This window comes from Enterobacter cloacae complex sp. P18RS, assembly GCF_014982105.1.
Taxonomy (GTDB): domain Bacteria; phylum Pseudomonadota; class Gammaproteobacteria; order Enterobacterales; family Enterobacteriaceae; genus Enterobacter; species Enterobacter hormaechei_C.
In genome coordinates this window covers 284,080-299,698 of the sequence record NZ_JADCKV010000011.1, presented here as the reverse complement: position 1 = coordinate 299,698, position 15,619 = coordinate 284,080, and the positions used below count along the sequence as shown (strand labels likewise).

Annotated in this window: 14 protein-coding genes; 6 read left to right on the top strand and 8 right to left on the bottom strand. The window is 55.7% G+C overall.

Translation table 11 applies throughout. The features are described from left to right. Window positions 1-48: 48 nt before the first annotated feature. Both INF61_RS09175 and INF61_RS09170 read left to right on the top strand, forming a co-directional pair. The gene (locus INF61_RS09175) at window positions 49-1,119 is read left to right on the top strand and encodes a LacI family DNA-binding transcriptional regulator (protein WP_017383203.1); all 1,071 of its coding nucleotides are present in this window, start codon (window positions 49-51) and stop codon (window positions 1,117-1,119) included. 103 nt (window positions 1,120-1,222) lie between these two features. After that, window positions 1,223-4,312, top strand: a complete 3,090-nt coding sequence (locus INF61_RS09170; protein WP_193547714.1) for a beta-galactosidase — start codon at window positions 1,223-1,225, stop codon at window positions 4,310-4,312. A gap of 35 nt (window positions 4,313-4,347) precedes the next feature. Here the strand turns inward: INF61_RS09170 and INF61_RS09165 are convergent, their stop codons facing one another. Then, complete coding sequence (locus INF61_RS09165) at window positions 4,348-5,163, bottom strand: nickel/cobalt efflux protein RcnA (protein WP_160177117.1); 816 nt, start codon at window positions 5,161-5,163, stop codon at window positions 4,348-4,350. 134 nt (window positions 5,164-5,297) lie between these two features. Here INF61_RS09165 and INF61_RS09160 point away from each other — a divergent pair, with 134 nt between their 5' ends. Then, window positions 5,298-5,570, top strand: a complete 273-nt coding sequence (locus tag INF61_RS09160; protein ID WP_015571258.1) for a metal-sensing transcriptional repressor — start codon at window positions 5,298-5,300, stop codon at window positions 5,568-5,570. On the opposite strand, the gene INF61_RS09155 is transcribed toward INF61_RS09160, so the two are convergent. After that, window positions 5,563-7,131, bottom strand: a complete 1,569-nt coding sequence (locus INF61_RS09155) for an EAL domain-containing protein (RefSeq protein WP_045907188.1) — start codon at window positions 7,129-7,131, stop codon at window positions 5,563-5,565. The genes INF61_RS09160 and INF61_RS09155 overlap by 8 nt on opposite strands. A 217-nt stretch (window positions 7,132-7,348) precedes the next feature. On the opposite strand from INF61_RS09155, the gene INF61_RS09150 reads away from it, so the two are divergent. Next, window positions 7,349-7,609 (top strand): type B 50S ribosomal protein L31, encoded by a 261-nt coding sequence (locus tag INF61_RS09150; RefSeq protein WP_015571255.1) that lies wholly within the window; start codon window positions 7,349-7,351, stop codon window positions 7,607-7,609. 2 nt (window positions 7,610-7,611) lie between these two features. Then, window positions 7,612-7,752: a type B 50S ribosomal protein L36 gene (gene ykgO, locus INF61_RS09145; RefSeq protein ID WP_003859006.1), complete on the top strand. Its 141-nt coding sequence runs from the start codon at window positions 7,612-7,614 to the stop codon at window positions 7,750-7,752. Here ykgO and INF61_RS09140 read toward each other — a convergent pair. Further along, entirely contained in the window at window positions 7,749-8,459 is a 711-nt protein-coding gene (locus tag INF61_RS09140) for a GNAT family N-acetyltransferase (RefSeq protein ID WP_017383207.1), read from the bottom strand. The genes ykgO and INF61_RS09140 overlap by 4 nt on opposite strands. Window positions 8,460-8,560: 101 nt before the next feature. Here INF61_RS09140 and INF61_RS09135 point away from each other — a divergent pair, with 101 nt between their 5' ends. Then, window positions 8,561-10,021 (top strand): PLP-dependent aminotransferase family protein, encoded by a 1,461-nt coding sequence (locus INF61_RS09135; RefSeq protein WP_193547713.1) that lies wholly within the window; start codon window positions 8,561-8,563, stop codon window positions 10,019-10,021. Here the strand turns inward: INF61_RS09135 and INF61_RS09130 are convergent. From INF61_RS09130 to acrB, 5 genes are all read right to left on the bottom strand, one after another. Continuing rightward, window positions 9,993-10,460, bottom strand: coding sequence for a YlaC family protein (locus tag INF61_RS09130; RefSeq protein ID WP_023296041.1), 468 nt, complete (start codon window positions 10,458-10,460; stop codon window positions 9,993-9,995). The two genes, INF61_RS09135 and INF61_RS09130, sit on opposite strands and share 29 nt — an antisense overlap. Window positions 10,461-10,576: 116 nt before the next feature. Next, entirely contained in the window at window positions 10,577-11,128 is a 552-nt protein-coding gene (gene maa, locus INF61_RS09125) for a maltose O-acetyltransferase (protein ID WP_193547712.1), read from the bottom strand. Between the two features lie 208 nt (window positions 11,129-11,336). Beyond that, on the bottom strand, window positions 11,337-11,555 hold the full coding sequence (locus INF61_RS09120; RefSeq protein ID WP_015571250.1) for an HHA domain-containing protein: 219 nt from the start codon (window positions 11,553-11,555) through the stop codon (window positions 11,337-11,339). A gap of 27 nt (window positions 11,556-11,582) precedes the next feature. Further along, a complete protein-coding gene (gene tomB, locus INF61_RS09115; RefSeq protein ID WP_006809850.1) occupies window positions 11,583-11,957 on the bottom strand; it encodes an Hha toxicity modulator TomB in 375 nt (124 codons plus the stop codon). A 510-nt stretch (window positions 11,958-12,467) separates the two neighbouring features. Next, entirely contained in the window at window positions 12,468-15,614 is a 3,147-nt protein-coding gene (gene acrB / locus INF61_RS09110) for a multidrug efflux RND transporter permease subunit AcrB (protein WP_023296042.1), read from the bottom strand. Window positions 15,615-15,619: the final 5 nt, after the last annotated feature.

Here is a 15,619-nt window from a genome sequence, read left to right as displayed (position 1 = left end):
CGTAACTGTGTCAGAATAGAGACTTCTCTTTTTACGACGCCAGAATGTATGAAAGCGATCACTCTTTATGACGTTGCCCGCGTGGCGGGCGTTTCCTATCAGACCGTTTCCCGGGTGATTAACGACGCAGAACACGTTTCTGCCCGTACGCGGGAAAAGGTCCGGCAGGCCATGGCGGCGCTACACTATGTGCCTAACCGTGGCGCGCAGCAGCTGGCCGGGAAACGTACCCGCACGCTGGGGCTAATGACCAGCGATCTGGCGCTGCATGCGCCGTCGCAAATCGCCTCAGCTGTAAAATCCCGGGCAGTGGAGCAGGGGGCTAGCGTACTCATCTCCATGGTGGAGCAACCCGCGCAGTGTCAGGCTGCTTTGCAGGAATTACTGGCGCAGCGCGTGGAGGCGCTGCTGGTGAACGTTCCGCTGGAAGATGCACAGGCAGAAATGCTTCAGGAAATGGCCTCGCCGACCCCGGTTCTTTTTCTCGATGTTTCCCCCACAGCTCGGGTTAACAGCCTTGTTTTCAATGCCGAACAGGGCGCTGGCCTGGGGGCAGAGCATCTGCTTTCGCTGGGGCACCAGCGAATTGCGCTGCTCGCCGGGCCGGAAAGTTCTGTCTCTGCCCGGGCTCGTCTGGCGGGATGGAAAACCACGCTGGCCCGGGCCGGCGTGGAGGCGTTTGCGGTGGCGCAGGGCGACTGGAGCGCGGCCTCGGGCTATGAGAAAGGGCATCAGCTCCTGGCGGGCGCGCAGCTGCCGGAGGCGATCCTCGTCGCTAACGATCAGATGGCGCTTGGCGTTTTACGCGCCTGTGCGGAAAAAGGCGTTGCGGTACCGGGGCAGATCTCGGTTGTCGGGTTTGATGATACGGCTGACAGCGCGTGGTTTTCACCTCCGCTCACCACCGTTCGGCAGGCGTTCCGCGAGGCCGGTGAGCGCAGCGTGGAGTGGCTGATGGCACCTGCCCATCACGACGAATGCTGGCAGGAACAACTTCCCGTTACGTTGATAGTACGTCATTCCACCGCGCCGCGCGCCGCACAGCAGGCCGATCGTGAAGATCTGGCGCAACAGCTCAGAACGCTGGCGCTGCTGGCGGAGAAACTGGCGCGCAGCTAGCACTTTTGTGATCGTGCTCGCCTGGTGACGATCAAAGTCTTTACCGCCACCGTTTACCAGGGCATGTTGGCTGAAATTGTGAGCGCTTCGCAAAGAGGTTGATATGTCTTCTACATTGCCGCTGACCCTCAGCGCACTTCTGGCGCGTCGTGACTGGGAAAACCCGGGCGTGACGCAGTGGAATCGTCTGGCTACACACGCGCCTTTTCATAGCTGGCGCGATGAAACCTTCGCCCGCGAGGATAAACTTTCGCTAAGCAAGCGTCTGCTTAACGGCGTCTGGCGATTCAGCTTTTTCCCGGCGCCAGAGCAGGTTCCCGAGGCATGGATAACGGACGATCTGGCTGACGCCGTTGGGATGCCCGTGCCGTCGAACTGGCAGATGGAGGGATTTGACACTCCCATCTATACCAACGTCACCTATCCGATAAATGTGAACCCGCCGTATGTTCCGGCTGAAAACCCAACTGGTTGTTACTCGCTCACATTTGAGATGAATGACGCCTGGCTGTGCAGCGGGCAAACCCGCATTATTTTTGACGGGGTGAATTCAGCTTTTCATCTGTGGTGTAACGGCCAGTGGGTGGGCTATTCGCAGGACAGCCGTCTGCCTGCGGAGTTCGATCTCAGCGCGGTGCTGCGACCGGGGCAGAACCGTCTGGCGGTGATGGTGTTACGCTGGTGCGACGGAAGCTACCTGGAAGATCAGGACATGTGGCGGATGAGCGGCATTTTCCGTGACGTCTCGCTGCTGCACAAGCCGGAAACGCGAATTGCCGATTATCAGATCGTGACCGATCTGAATGCCGAATGCGATCGGGCGATACTCCGGGTTGACGTTGCGCTGGAAGGCTCACGCTACGCCGAATGCGAGGTGGCGTTTACCCTGTGGCGTAACGGCGAAGCCTGCGCGCAAACCACGCAGCAGCCCGGATCGGCCATCGTGGACGAACGCGGCAGTTGGGCAGAACGGCTCACGGTGGCGATCCCCGTGAACGCTCCCGCGCTGTGGAGCGCTGAAACACCGGAATGCTATCGGCTGACAATGTCGCTTCGGGATGCGCAGGGTAACGTGCTGGAGACTGAAGCCTGCGATGTCGGTTTCAGACGCGTCGAAATCAGCAACGGCCTGCTGAAGCTTAACGGCAAACCGCTGCTGATCCGCGGCGTGAACCGTCACGAACATCATCCTGAGAAGGGGCAGGTGATGGATGAGGCGACCATGCGCCGCGACATCGAACTGATGAAGCAGCATAACTTCAACGCCGTGCGCTGCTCGCATTATCCGAACCATCCTCTGTGGTACACGCTTTGCGATCGCTACGGCCTGTACGTGGTCGATGAGGCGAATATTGAAACCCACGGCATGGTGCCGATGAGCCGCCTGGCGGACGATCCGCGCTGGTTGCCTGCCATGAGCGAACGCGTAACGCGTATGGTGCAGCGGGACCGGAATCATCCGTCCATCATCATCTGGTCCCTGGGGAATGAGTCCGGGCATGGGGCGAATCACGATGCGCTGTACCGCTGGCTGAAAACCGCCGATCCCACGCGGCCGGTGCAGTACGAAGGCGGTGGCGCCAGTACGGCCGCTACCGATATTGTCTGCCCGATGTATGCCCGCGTCGATCAGGATCAGCCATTCCCGGCGGTGCCAAAGTGGTCGATTAAAAAGTGGATCGGCATGCCGGACGAAACCCGTCCGCTGATCCTGTGCGAGTATGCCCACGCGATGGGCAACAGCTTTGGCGGCTTTGCCAGCTACTGGCAGGCATTCCGCAGCCATCCCCGTTTGCAGGGCGGCTTTGTCTGGGACTGGGTCGATCAGGCGCTGACGAAAAAAGCGGAAGACGGCACGGCATTCTGGGCCTACGGCGGCGATTTTGGCGATAAGCCCAACGACCGTCAGTTCTGCCTCAACGGGCTGGTGTTTCCCGATCGCACTCCGCACCCCGCCCTTTACGAGGCGCAGCGTGCCCAGCAGTTCTTTACCTTTACGCTGGTGAGCACCGCTCCGCTGGTCGTCGAGATCCAGAGCGATTATCTGTTCCGTCATACTGACAACGAGCATCTGCAATGGTCGGTGGCGCGTGACGGTGCGGTGTTGGCTTCCGGCGAAATACCCCTTTCTGTTGCGCCTCAGGAGACGCAGCGCGTTGAGATCCCGCTGCCTGAGCTTGACGCTGAGCCGGGCGAGGTCTGGCTCAGCGTGGAGATCGTTCAGCCGCAGGCCACGCCGTGGTCGCCGCCCGGCCACCGTTGTGCCTGGGATCAGTGGCCGCTCCCGGCTCCGCTGTACCTTGCGCCACCGAAAGCAGGCGGAGCCCCTCCGCAGCTAACGGTGCGGGACGAAGCGCTGGACATCACTCATCGGCAGCAGCGCTGGCAGTTTAGCCGTCTCACTGGAAACCTGATCCAGTGGTGGAACGAGGGCGCTGAAACGCTCCGTTCCCCGCTAACGGATAGCTTCACCCGCGCGCCGCTGGACAATGACATTGGCGTCAGCGAGGCGACCCGCATCGATCCGAACGCGTGGGTGGAACGCTGGAAAGCGGCAGGGATGTATGGGATGTCCGCGCGCCTCCTCCAGTGTGAAGCGGAGCAGCATGCCCGTGAGGTGGTGGTGACCACGCAGCACGTGTGGGAGCATCAGGGTAAAGCGCTGTTTATCAGCTGCAAGCTCTGGCGGATTGATGACCACGGGGTGCTGCACGGTGATGTGCAGGTGACGGTGGCGTCTGACATTCCTGAGCCCGCTCGCGTGGGCCTGAGCGTTATGCTGGCGGATATCCCGGAAACGGTGCGCTGGCTGGGGCTAGGCCCGCTGGAGAACTATCCGGACAGAAAACTGGCGGCGCAGCAGGGGCGCTGGGCGTTACCGCTGGAAGAGATGCAGACGCCGTATATCTTCCCGACGGAGAACGGTTTGCGCTGCGACACCCGCGAGCTGACGTTTGGCTCCCATCAGTTGCAGGGACAGTTCCATTTCTCCCTGAGCCGTTATAGCCAGCGGCAGCTGCATGAGACAACGCATCAGCATTTGCTGCGGGAAGAGGCTGGCTGCTGGTTGAATCTTGATGCGTTTCACATGGGCGTAGGGGGGGACGACTCATGGAGCCCGAGCGTAGCCCCGGCCTTCATTCTGCAAAACCGCCGGCTGCGATACACGTTTAGCTGGCAGCAGAACGGCTGAGCCGACACGTGCGGCCACTACCGTGGCCGCAATGCTTATCTCAGGATCCCGCTTGCGCCGTGAATGCTCATATAAATCCCGACTACCGCGATCAGTGCCGCTGAGATCCACGGCGCCTTGCGCGAAAAGGCGCTAAAGCCGGGCCAGCGCTTCGCCGCATGTTTCATGCTTAATGCGGCAATTGCGCCAGAGGCGACGAGAGTGAGCGCCAGTCCGATACTGAAACTGAACACCAGCGTGGCGCCGAGCGCGAAATGTTTCAGTTGCAGGCAGATCATCAGCACCGTAATGGAGGCCGGACAGGGGATAAGCCCACCGGTCAGGCCGAATAGCGCGATTTGCCCGGTGGTGACCTCTTTACCGTTGAAGCGTCGGTTAATGTCCTGGGCGTGTGCGCGCTGGTGGGCATCCTGCCACTCCTCTTCAACCAGAGGAGACGTGTGGTCGTGATGATGCGCGTGGTCGTGATGATCAAGATGGTGATGATGATCATCATGGTGGTGATGCGGCTGGCTCTCCTGCCAGGTTCGCCACGCCATCCACAGGGCGATCAACACGATCAGAACCCCGGAAATCAACTGAAACCAGGGCTCAGATGTATCTGCGTCCCATCCCCGACCAAACCATAATCCCGCCATCGCAATGATCCAGACGACCGCCGTATGAGACAGCGTTGCGGACAACCCAAGCAACACAGCCTGTTTCAGCGTACCGCGGATCGCCACAATGAAAGCCGCCATCATTGTTTTTGAATGGCCTGGCTCGAGGCCGTGGAGCGCGCCAAGCAGGATGGCGCTGGGGACAAACAGCCAGGCGTTACCCTGCTGAAGAAGAGAAGAAAAAGCGTTCATTGAACATTCCGGGGTGGAAAACATGCCGAGAATACTACTCCCCCCCAGTAGTATAATACTACCCCCCAGTAGAAAAATACCCAGGGGGAGTAGAGCGTGATATGCTTTTTACGCCACCAAAGAGGAGCTAAGCGATGTCACACACAGTTCGTGATAAAAAAAAGTTATTGACCCGCCTGAAAAAAATTCAGGGGCAAAGCGCTGCGCTGGAAAAAATGCTCAACAGCGATCATGAATGCGCCGAGGTGTTACAGCAGCTGGCGGCGATCAGGGGCGCGGTAAACGGTATGATGATGCAAGTAATTGAGGGACATTTAACCGATCACGTGGTGAAAGAGCCAGAGGAAGCGCAGCGCGAGGCCGATCTCGGGGTCGTGATGCAGGTGATCAAATCGTACCTTAAGTAATGTGCTTCTCCAGATTGTGCCCGGCCCAGAGAATGAAATCCTCTTTAGGCAGCGCCTTGCTGAAATACCAGCCCTGTCCGTACTGCACGCCGTGGCGATGCAACCATTCGATCTGCCCTTCAGTTTCAATGCCTTCTGCGACCATCGCCAGTTTAAGCGATTTGGCCATTTCGATGATGTGGGGAGTCACGTTCTTGTACTCCAGCGCATCCACAAAGGATTTATCAATCTTCAGGGTATCGACATCCAGATCCTGCAAATAGCTCAGGCTGGAGTAACCCGTACCAAAATCATCAATGTAGATAGCGTGCCCGGCGCGGCGAAACGCAGCGATGGCAGGCACGCTGACGGCGGGATCGGCAAAGCCGCGCTCGGTTAATTCAAGGGCGATCTGGCGCGGGTGGACGCCCCATTTGTTGAGCAACTGACTCAGCTGGCGAGGCAGCTCGGGGGACGTTAAATCCGATGGCGCAAGGTTGACAGAAATGTGCAGTTCCGGATGCTGATGCAGCCAGGCGCCTAAATCCTCAAACACCTTATTCACCACCAGCTGCGTCAGCGTTGAAATAAGCCCCGTCTGCTCAGCCAGCGGCACAAAGAGATTGGGCGACAGGTGACTGCCATCTGGCTGCGGCCAGCGCATCAGCGCTTCAGCACCCACCAGTTTTCCACTGCACAGCGCCACGATGGGCTGATAGTAAACCTCGATCTCCCGGTTGTTGATTGCGTCGATCAGGCGGTTACGCGGGGATAACAAACGGCGGAGGATGCGCAGGACAATAAGGGCAGCAGCCAGGCTTAGCAAGATGCCAGCCGGTAGCCAGATGATCAGCTGCTGGTGCCAGGATTCCGCCAGCGGTTTTAACGACGCCCACGCGATCACCGTAAAACCCAGTTCGGGTACAGGTTTCAACACGTACATCGAGCCGTTGTATTGTACGCGCGTAACGTCCTGCTGCTCCTTAACGACAGAAAGAATATACGGGTCGACAATATTGCTTCTGGCAAATATCCGATGGGTTTCACTGCCCACCAGGGCGGCATCCATCGAAATTTCACCAAACGGGACAACATCCACAAGCGAGGCAGGATCAACCATCACCAGATAATGTCCTTTCCCCAGAACGGCCATATAGCGGTGAATGCCGAGGTCGTTTTGCGAGGTGAGCCACGCGCTATACCCGTCTGCGGTGATCCGCATCGGGGGCGGTAAGATCGCCGTATTACTGGATTGTTCAAGGGATGAGCAGAGCGGCTTCAGGTTATCGATATACATCACTTCCTGAATATAGCGCCATGAGAATTCAACCCGACGCATTTCGCGTAAATGCGGGGGAGTGCAGGGTGGGGCGTGGAATGTCTGTAGGTGCGTGAGCGCCTGTTTTGCCTGCGCAACGACTCTGTCGGTACGGATCAGGACGCGCGAGGCATAGCTGTCCAGAGCGTCCACAAATTTATCCTCTGCCTGACGATGCGCCAGCCAGATACTGAGGCACACAGGGACCAGCACAGAGAAGATCAGTATGCCTGTTACCAGGCTGACCAGATGTCGGGTTCGCATGTTGCTTTATCCTTTCCATATGCCCACCTTGGGCCTGGAGTTTGCGCGCCAGAAGAAAAAGTTTTTTATCGCTAAATGATATAGTTATAGCATGTGACAGTCTCAGGCAGGTATCTGAATCAACCTTTCAAAAACAGGCTGTGCGTGACAGGGGTTGTTTTTGCAGCAAAGCTCAGATAGTATTTTATTATGTTATAACAATACATGAAGGCCAGAGATGAAACCGAATATCCATCCAACCTATCGCACCGTTGTGTTTCACGACACCACGGCTAATGAATACTTTAAAGTCGGCTCAACAATTAAGACAGACCGTGAAATTGAGCTGGAGGGGAAAACGTATCCCTACGTTACCCTTGATGTCTCCTCTAAATCACATCCGTTTTATACCGGGAAGCAGAAGACCTTCTCGACGGATGGCAGCGCGGCACGCTTCCGCAAGCGTTTTGGCGGCTTTCTTGATGCGAAGCGAGGCTAATCATGCAGGTGCTGAACTCATTGCGCAGTGCAAAACAGCGTCACCCGGATTGCCAGATAGTCAAACGCAAGGGACGCTTATACGTGATTTGCAAATCTAACCCGCGCTTTAAGGCGGTGCAGGGGCGTAAAAAAAGACGCTAGACGCGCGTTTCTCGCCAGCTTTCCAGGGATCTTTTCTGTTTGCCATCGGCGGTAAAATTGTCGGTGGCAAGCCAGCTTTCAAACGCGCTCGCCAGCGCTGGCCACTCTTTGTCGAGAATTGAAAACCAGTCGGTGTCCCGGTTTCGGCCTTTAATGACCAGCGCCTGGCGAAAACGCCCTTCAAACTGAAAGCCCAGACGCAGAGCCGCTTTGCGGGATGGTTCGTTCAGGCTGTTGCACTTCCATTCATAACGCCGGTAGCCCAGGGTATCGAACACGTACCGCATCAGCAGATACTGCGCTTCTGTCGACATGGGCGTGCGACTTAACAGTGACGAGAAGTGAACATGTCCCACTTCCACAACGCCGTTTTTAGGATCGATCCGCATCAGGGACAGCGTCCCGACAGGAGACTGGGTCTGGTTATCGATAACGGTAAAGTGGATGGGATCGGCTAATTCGCTCACGCTCGCCACCCATTCGGCAAACTCCTCTGCGGTGGCATCGGGTTCACGCAGCAGCCACGTCCAGCTGCGGGTATCTCCGGCCAGGGAATACGCAGAGAACAACGCCGGGGCATGCTCCACGCGCAAAGGCTCAAGCCGACAATAGCGACCCTGAAGTATCACCCGGGACGGGTGCGGGCGAGGCTGCCAGTCGATGAGGCTTTCGCCTACAGGTTGTCCAAACTCATTGAATGTATTCATCTTTATTCCCGTCACATTGAAAAGATCTCCAGATTAATGAATTGCTGGTTCCTTAAAAAGAACCACCAGGCTATGTTTTTCTGGTACCACGAGGAGGAAAGATGAATATACCGGGTGATGAGCTTTACACCTTGCTCCATGCTGCGCTGAAAAAACGTGGGGAAGAGACGCTCCAGCGTGCGCTCTATCTTGCTTTGCGGGAGGCCATACTGTGCGGAAGGCTTCGGTCCGGCAGCCATTTGCCCGGCTCACGAACGCTGGCACAGCAGATCTCGGTGTCCCGAAACACCGTCAATGCGGCGCTGGACCAGCTCACGCTCGAAGGTTATTTGCTGCGTAGCCGCCAGGGTACGCGGGTGGGGCAATTCGCTCCTCGGACGATTGCCCGGACATTACCGGACCCGGACGTCAGGCTGACAAAACGTGTCGCCCTGCTGCCCGCGCCTGTGCCGCGCGACACTCCGGTGATGGCGTTTACGCCGGGAACGCCTGCCATCAACTATTTCCCCTTGCCGCTGTGGCGGCGGTTGTACGATCGCGTCCTGCGCGAGGAGGGAAGCGCCCTGTTAGGGTATGGCGACCCGGCCGGTGAGCCGACGCTGCGGGCCGCCATTGCCCGCCATCTTGCGCTCTCCCGCGGCATTGACTGCGATGCCAGCCAGATAGTGATAACCGAAGGGGCGCTGGAGGGCGTCAATCTCTGCACGATGCTGTTAAGCGAGCCGGGGGATGTCGCCTGGGTGGAAAATCCCGGCTATAGCGGCGCCAAAAGCGCTTTTGTCAAAACCGGCCTGGCGATGACCGGCATACCGGTGGATGATGAGGGGATGTGCTGGGAAGGGCTGTGCGCGCCTTCACCCACGCTGATTTTTACTTCGCCATCGCATCAGTTCCCTTACGGAAGCGTGCTCAGCGCGCGGCGGCGTCTGGCGCTGCTGGAACTGGCCCGGCAGCACAGCGCGTGGATCATTGAGGACGATTACGACAGTGAATTTCGTTATACCGGTGAGCCCGTCCCGGCGATGCTGGGCATGGTCAACAATGCGCCCGTTGTGTATCTGGGGACGTTCAGCAAAACGCTGTTTCCATCGCTCCGGATGGGGTTCATGGTGTTACCGCCAGCGCTGGCGAAGGCGGCGCGTCCGGCCATCGGCTCGCTGCTGCGCGGCGGGCATCGCGCTGAACAGCGCACCCTGGCGCTGTTTATTGAGGAAGGCCACTATGCACGACATCTTGCCGCCATGCGCCGCCTTTATCGTAAGCGTTACCGCCAGCTGCGGGAGGTGCTGAGCGCGGAGCTTCATACGCCGCACCGTGTTCTTGCCGGGGAAGGGGGAATGCATCTGACGCTGGCAATTGACGGTATCGACGACCAGCGGCTGGTGGAGCAGGCGAGAGCGCTTCAGCTGGCACCCGCTGCGCTGAGCTGGTATTACCTTGAGACAAAGCAGGGGCAAACCGGTCTGGTTTTAGGTTACGGTAATACCTCTGCTTCGCAGTTTGCGCCGGGTATCCGACGTCTTCAGGCGCTCATTACACAGCAGTGGGGCGGGAAAGGGTAAAGACATCATAAAAAGAGAGCTGGCCCTTAGTGATGACCATTTTCTGCAACTTCTCTTTTTGCCCGGCTTCGACGGCCGGCGAGAGCAGGATATTGTCGATCAGCTCCTTCGGCACGTAGCGCGTGTTGTACCACTCCCCGTTGTAGCACACGCGGAAATCGAGTACGTCGATATCTTCATACCGGTAACGCGGATTGACGTCGAAAAAGAAAAACGCGTTAAACACCACGAACAGCACAACCAGTAGCCAGACGGAATCGACCAGTGTTTCAGACTTCAGCATGACGATAAGCGTTGCCAGCCAGGCGGCGTACATGGCGACGAACAATCCGGGGTGTTTGCGAATAAAGCTGATGCTAAAGCGCGGGCGATTGTCGCGCTTTTCGCGGGTATTGAGATCGTCGATGGTGGCGGTAAGCAGGCGCTGTATCTCTGTCATTTTTTGCCTTTATGATTGTTAAAAATACAGGTGATCTGCCTATTTTATGAGAGGGGTTTATGCGATGAAAGTAACAGTTATGCCAGGAAAAAGCATAACAGTTACTCAGGATGCGCTTAGATCATTTTAATGATTTTCGCCGGATTCCCGCCCACTACCGCATTGGCCGGCACGTCTTTGGTCACTACCGCGCCGGAAGCGATAACCGCATTATCGCCAATGGTGACGCCCGGGTTAATGACCGCACGTCCGCCGATCCAGACATTATCACCAATGGTAACCGGTTTACCGTACTCCAGCCCGCTGTTACGTTCGGTCGCATCCAGAGGATGCGTGGCCGTATAAATGTGCACTCCCGGCGCCAGCATACAGTTATCGCCAATGCGGACAGGACAGACGTCCAGCATGACGCAGTCAAAGTTGGCGTAAAAATTTTTGCCCAGATAGATGTTATATCCGTAGTCGCAGCGGAAGCTTGGCTCTATATAGGCACCTTCGCTTTGACCCATCAGGTCAGCTAATAAGGCGCGACGTTCGGCCTTCTCATCGGGTGCGGTATGGTTGTAGCGGTGAACAAGATGACGCGCGCGTAAACGGTCAGCCCTCAGCGTGTCATCGCCAGGGCGGTAATATTCACCTGCAATCATCTTCTGTTTTTCTTCACTCATGGGAACCTCTCTGGAATCGTTTTACGCAGCGTAAAGAGGATTAACCAGAAAGGGAACGTTCCCTAAAAGTGGCTGTGACGGGAGTCACAACATTCTTGCGCATAAATACGTTTTATACGGGAACCTGGCGTTTGCATTTGAAGCGTAATTCGAAAGGTAAATTCAGCTTAACAACGGGCGTAATGCCTTTACAGTCTCTCTTCAACGATTAACGAACAAATTTCCACACCGAAGAGGGGATCTTGTCATACAGTTTATTCATGGTCAGCTCAGCAAGACGATGGTCGGCAGCTGAATAAAATACCGCCAGTTCATTATCAGACAGCTCGTATTTATTTTTCTCAATAACTCGTTCAAGGGTGTCAATTGACTGGCAGCGTCGCAGGCGCATCAAATAATCGACTTTTGTTAATGGTTTATCAGACATAAATTCACCTTAGTAATTGTAATAATTTTAACAGGAAAGACTAACCGGATTAGCTCTGCTGACATTAGTGAAGCAGCGAAATAGACGGTTTCCTGATTTACGCCATTTCTGCAAATCCTGTGCGTTAATGCCGTAGCTGCTGAACAACATAAAGGTGTCGTCCAGGTATTCATCAATTTGCTCTATCAACTTATTATCTTCATTGTACTTAATTTTATAATTAAGTGCGAAGGTGGCGATATGCTCGATCAGCTCGTTAAGCTGTAAATTGATAGCAGACGTTGGATCGTTCACCCAGCCATGGTTACTTTCTTCAAGATTGGCAAGGCAGTCATGGTACAAGGATTCGCAGAGAAATTTCAACTGCGCGATATCATGCCTTTTTGGCGAGTACTCGTCCATAGCGCATCCCCTTCTGAGTGATTTTTTACTCACCGAACATCATGTCGGGATGGATACAACTTGCTTAGCCACACGGGAGCTGTGTTCCTGATAACTCTAACTATAAGCCACTCTGATCAAGATTTCACCGCGCTATTACGAAAAATTACAATTAAATCGTTACTGTTCGAGCCTTTACGCAAATCTACCTTTTGCAGCGAACGCGTTAATCAATAAAAAAGACGATTTTTATCGGTTCCTTAGAATTCATTGAGTTAGCGCAAAGTTTCATGTGAAGTCCGAAACCAGATATCTTCAGATATTTTCCATTGCTTAGGAATAGTCCGAATAATTTACGTCACGAAATGATAATAAAAGAAGGCTGAGTTCCTGGTGTAAGTTATCGGCCTATTATGATAGGCCTTATTAAAAAAGAGGAAAATAAATAGAAAGGCAATAGGTCTATTTTATGATTTTTTCTGAAAAAGAAAAAGGCCGCAAATGCGGCCTTTTTATCATGTGAAACCGGTATCAGTGATGTTCTACCGAATGATTGTGCTCAACGTCTTCATTCTTACGGCTGAAGCGGCGGCGAACCACCACGAAGAACACCGGTACGAAGAAGATCGCAAGAACGGTCGCGGTTACCATCCCACCCATTACGCCGGTACCTACCGCGTTCTGTGCGCCGGAGCCCGCGCCGGAGCTGATAACCAGCGGCATAACGCCGAGGATAAATGCCAGGGACGTCATCAGGATTGGACGCAAACGCATACGAACGGCTTCCAGCGTTGCTTCAATCAGGCCTTTTCCTTCTTTCTCCATCAGATCTTTGGCGAATTCGACGATTAGTATCGCGTTCTTCGCCGACAAGCCAATGGTTGTCAGCAGGCCCACCTGGAAGTAAACGTCGTTGGTCAGCCCACGGAACGTTGCGGCAAGCAGCGCACCGATAACCCCCAGCGGAACCACCAGCATAACGGAGAATGGAATCGACCAGCTCTCATACAATGCCGCCAGACACAGGAACACCACAATCAGTGAAATGGCGTACAGGGCAGGGGCCTGGTTACCCGACAGACGTTCCTGATAGGACATGCCGGTCCAGTCGTAGCCGACACCCGCAGGCAGTTTGCTGGCCAGTTCTTCCATCAGGTTCATGGCTTCACCGGTGCTTCGGCCCGGGGCTGCCTGACCGAGGATTTCCATCGATGGCAAGCCGTTATAACGCTCCAGACGCGGTGAACCGTATTCCCAGCGCGAGGTTGAGAAGGCGGAGAACGGCACCATCTGGCCATTGCTGCCGCGAACGTACCAGTTGTTGATATCGTTCGGCAGCATACGGTATTGCGCTTCGGACATCACGTAGACTTTCTTCACGCGACCACGGTCGATGAAGTCGTTGACGTAGCTGCCACCCCAGGCTGCACCCAGCGTGGTATTAATGTCGCTGATGGAAACACCCAGCGCCTGCGCTTTTTCCTGGTCGATATCGATCTTGTACTGCGGCGTATCTTCCAGACCGTTAGGACGTACGCCCACCAGCAGGTCAGGGTGTTTTGCCACCTCGCCAAACAGCTGGTTACGCGCCTGAGTCAGTTTTTCGTGGCCCAGACCGCCCTGGTCAATCAGCTGGAAGTCGAAGCCGGTCGCCGTACCCAGTTCAACAATCGCTGGCAGGTTAAAGGCGAAGACCATCGCATCTTTAATCTGTGAGAAGGTGCCCATCGCGCGGCCGGTAATGGCTTCTACCTTGTTCTCTGCGCCCGGACGTTCAGACCAGTCTTTCAGAGAAACGAAGGCGATACCGGTGTTCTGACCACGACCCGCGAAGCCAAAGCCGTTAACCGCAAACACGGATTCGACGTTGTCTTTCTCTTTGGTCAGGAAGTAGTCGGTCATCTCATCCAGCACCTTTTGCGTACGCTCTTGCGTCGCACCGGCCGGAAGCTGCGCCATACTCAGGAACACGCCCTGGTCTTCATCTGGCAGGAACGAGCTTGGCAGACGAACGAACAGGAAAGCCATGCCCACCACGATGATGATATAGAGCAGCAGGTAACGACCGGTGCTGCGCAGGATGTTACCCACGCTGTCGGTGTAGTGGTGCGTACTCTTATCAAACATGCGGTTGAACCAGCCGAAGAAGCCTTTATGCTCGCCGTGACCGCCTTTCTGAATCGGCTTCAGCATCGTCGCGCACAGGGCTGGCGTCAGGATCAGTGCAACCAGTACCGACAGCGCCATCGCCGAAACTATGGTGATGGAGAACTGACGGTAAATCGCACCGGTAGAGCCGCCAAAGAAGGCCATCGGAATAAATACCGCAGACAGTACCATCGCGATACCGACCAGCGCGCCCTGGATCTGGCCCATTGATTTACGGGTTGCTTCCTTCGGCGGCAGGCCTTCTTCCGCCATGACACGCTCGACGTTTTCGACCACCACGATGGCGTCATCCACCAGCAAGCCGATGGCGAGCACCATCCCGAACATCGTCAGGGTGTTTATCGAGTAGCCAAATATCGCCAGCACCGCGAAGGTCCCGAGCAGTACAACCGGCACGGCGATGGTTGGGATCAGCGTTGCGCGGAAGTTTTGCAGGAACAGGTACATCACCAGGAAGACGAGAATGATCGCCTCAACCAGGGTTTTCACCACTTCGTGAATCGAAATTTTAACGAATGGCGTGGTGTCATACGGATAAACGATTTTCAGACCTGACGGGAAGAACGGTTCCATCTTCTTCAGTTCTGCACGGATAGCCGTCGCGGTGTCCAGGGCGTTCGCGCCCGTCGCCAGTTTGATACCCAGACCGGAAGCCGGTTTACCGTTGAACTTCGCAATGATGTCGTAGTTCTCACCGCCCAGCTCAACCTTCGCCACGTCACGCAGGCGAACCTGCGAACCGTCCTGATTCACCTTCAGCAGAATTTTGCTGAACTCATCGGCGGAGGTCAGACGCGTTTGCGCGATGATCGACGCGTTAAGCTGCTGGCCTTTCACCGGCGGTGTACCACCCAACTGACCGGCGGCAACCTGGGCGTTCTGCGCTTTAATTGCGCTGATCACGTCAACCGGCGTCAGCTGGAAGTTGTTCAGTTTATTCGGATCCATCCAGATACGCATCGCGTACTGGGAACCGAACAGCTGAACGTCACCCACACCAGACGTACGGCTGATGGCGTCCTTCATGTTGGCGCCCACGTAGTCGGAAATATCCTCCTGCGTCATGGTGCCGTTGGTGTTGATCACGCCGACAACCATCAGGAAGCTACTGGACGATTTCTCGACGCTCACGCCCTGCTGTTGTACTTCCTGCGGCAGCAGAGGCATCGCCAGCTGCAATTTGTTCTGCACCTGAACCTGTGCAATGTCCGCATCCGTACCGGATTCAAAGGTCAGGGTGATCTGAACCGTACCGGTTGAGTCACTGTTTGAGGACATGTACATCAGGTTATCGATACCGTTCATGTTCTGTTCGATAACCTGCGTAACGGTATCCTGCACCGTTTTGGCATCAGCGCCCGGATAGGTTGCGGAGATCGTCACTGCCGGCGGCGCAATCGTTGGATATTGCGCGACAGGCAGCTTCAGGATCGCAAGTCCCCCGGCCAGCATGATGATTATGGCGATCACCCACGCAAATATGGGGCGATCGATAAAGAAATTAGGCATGTCTT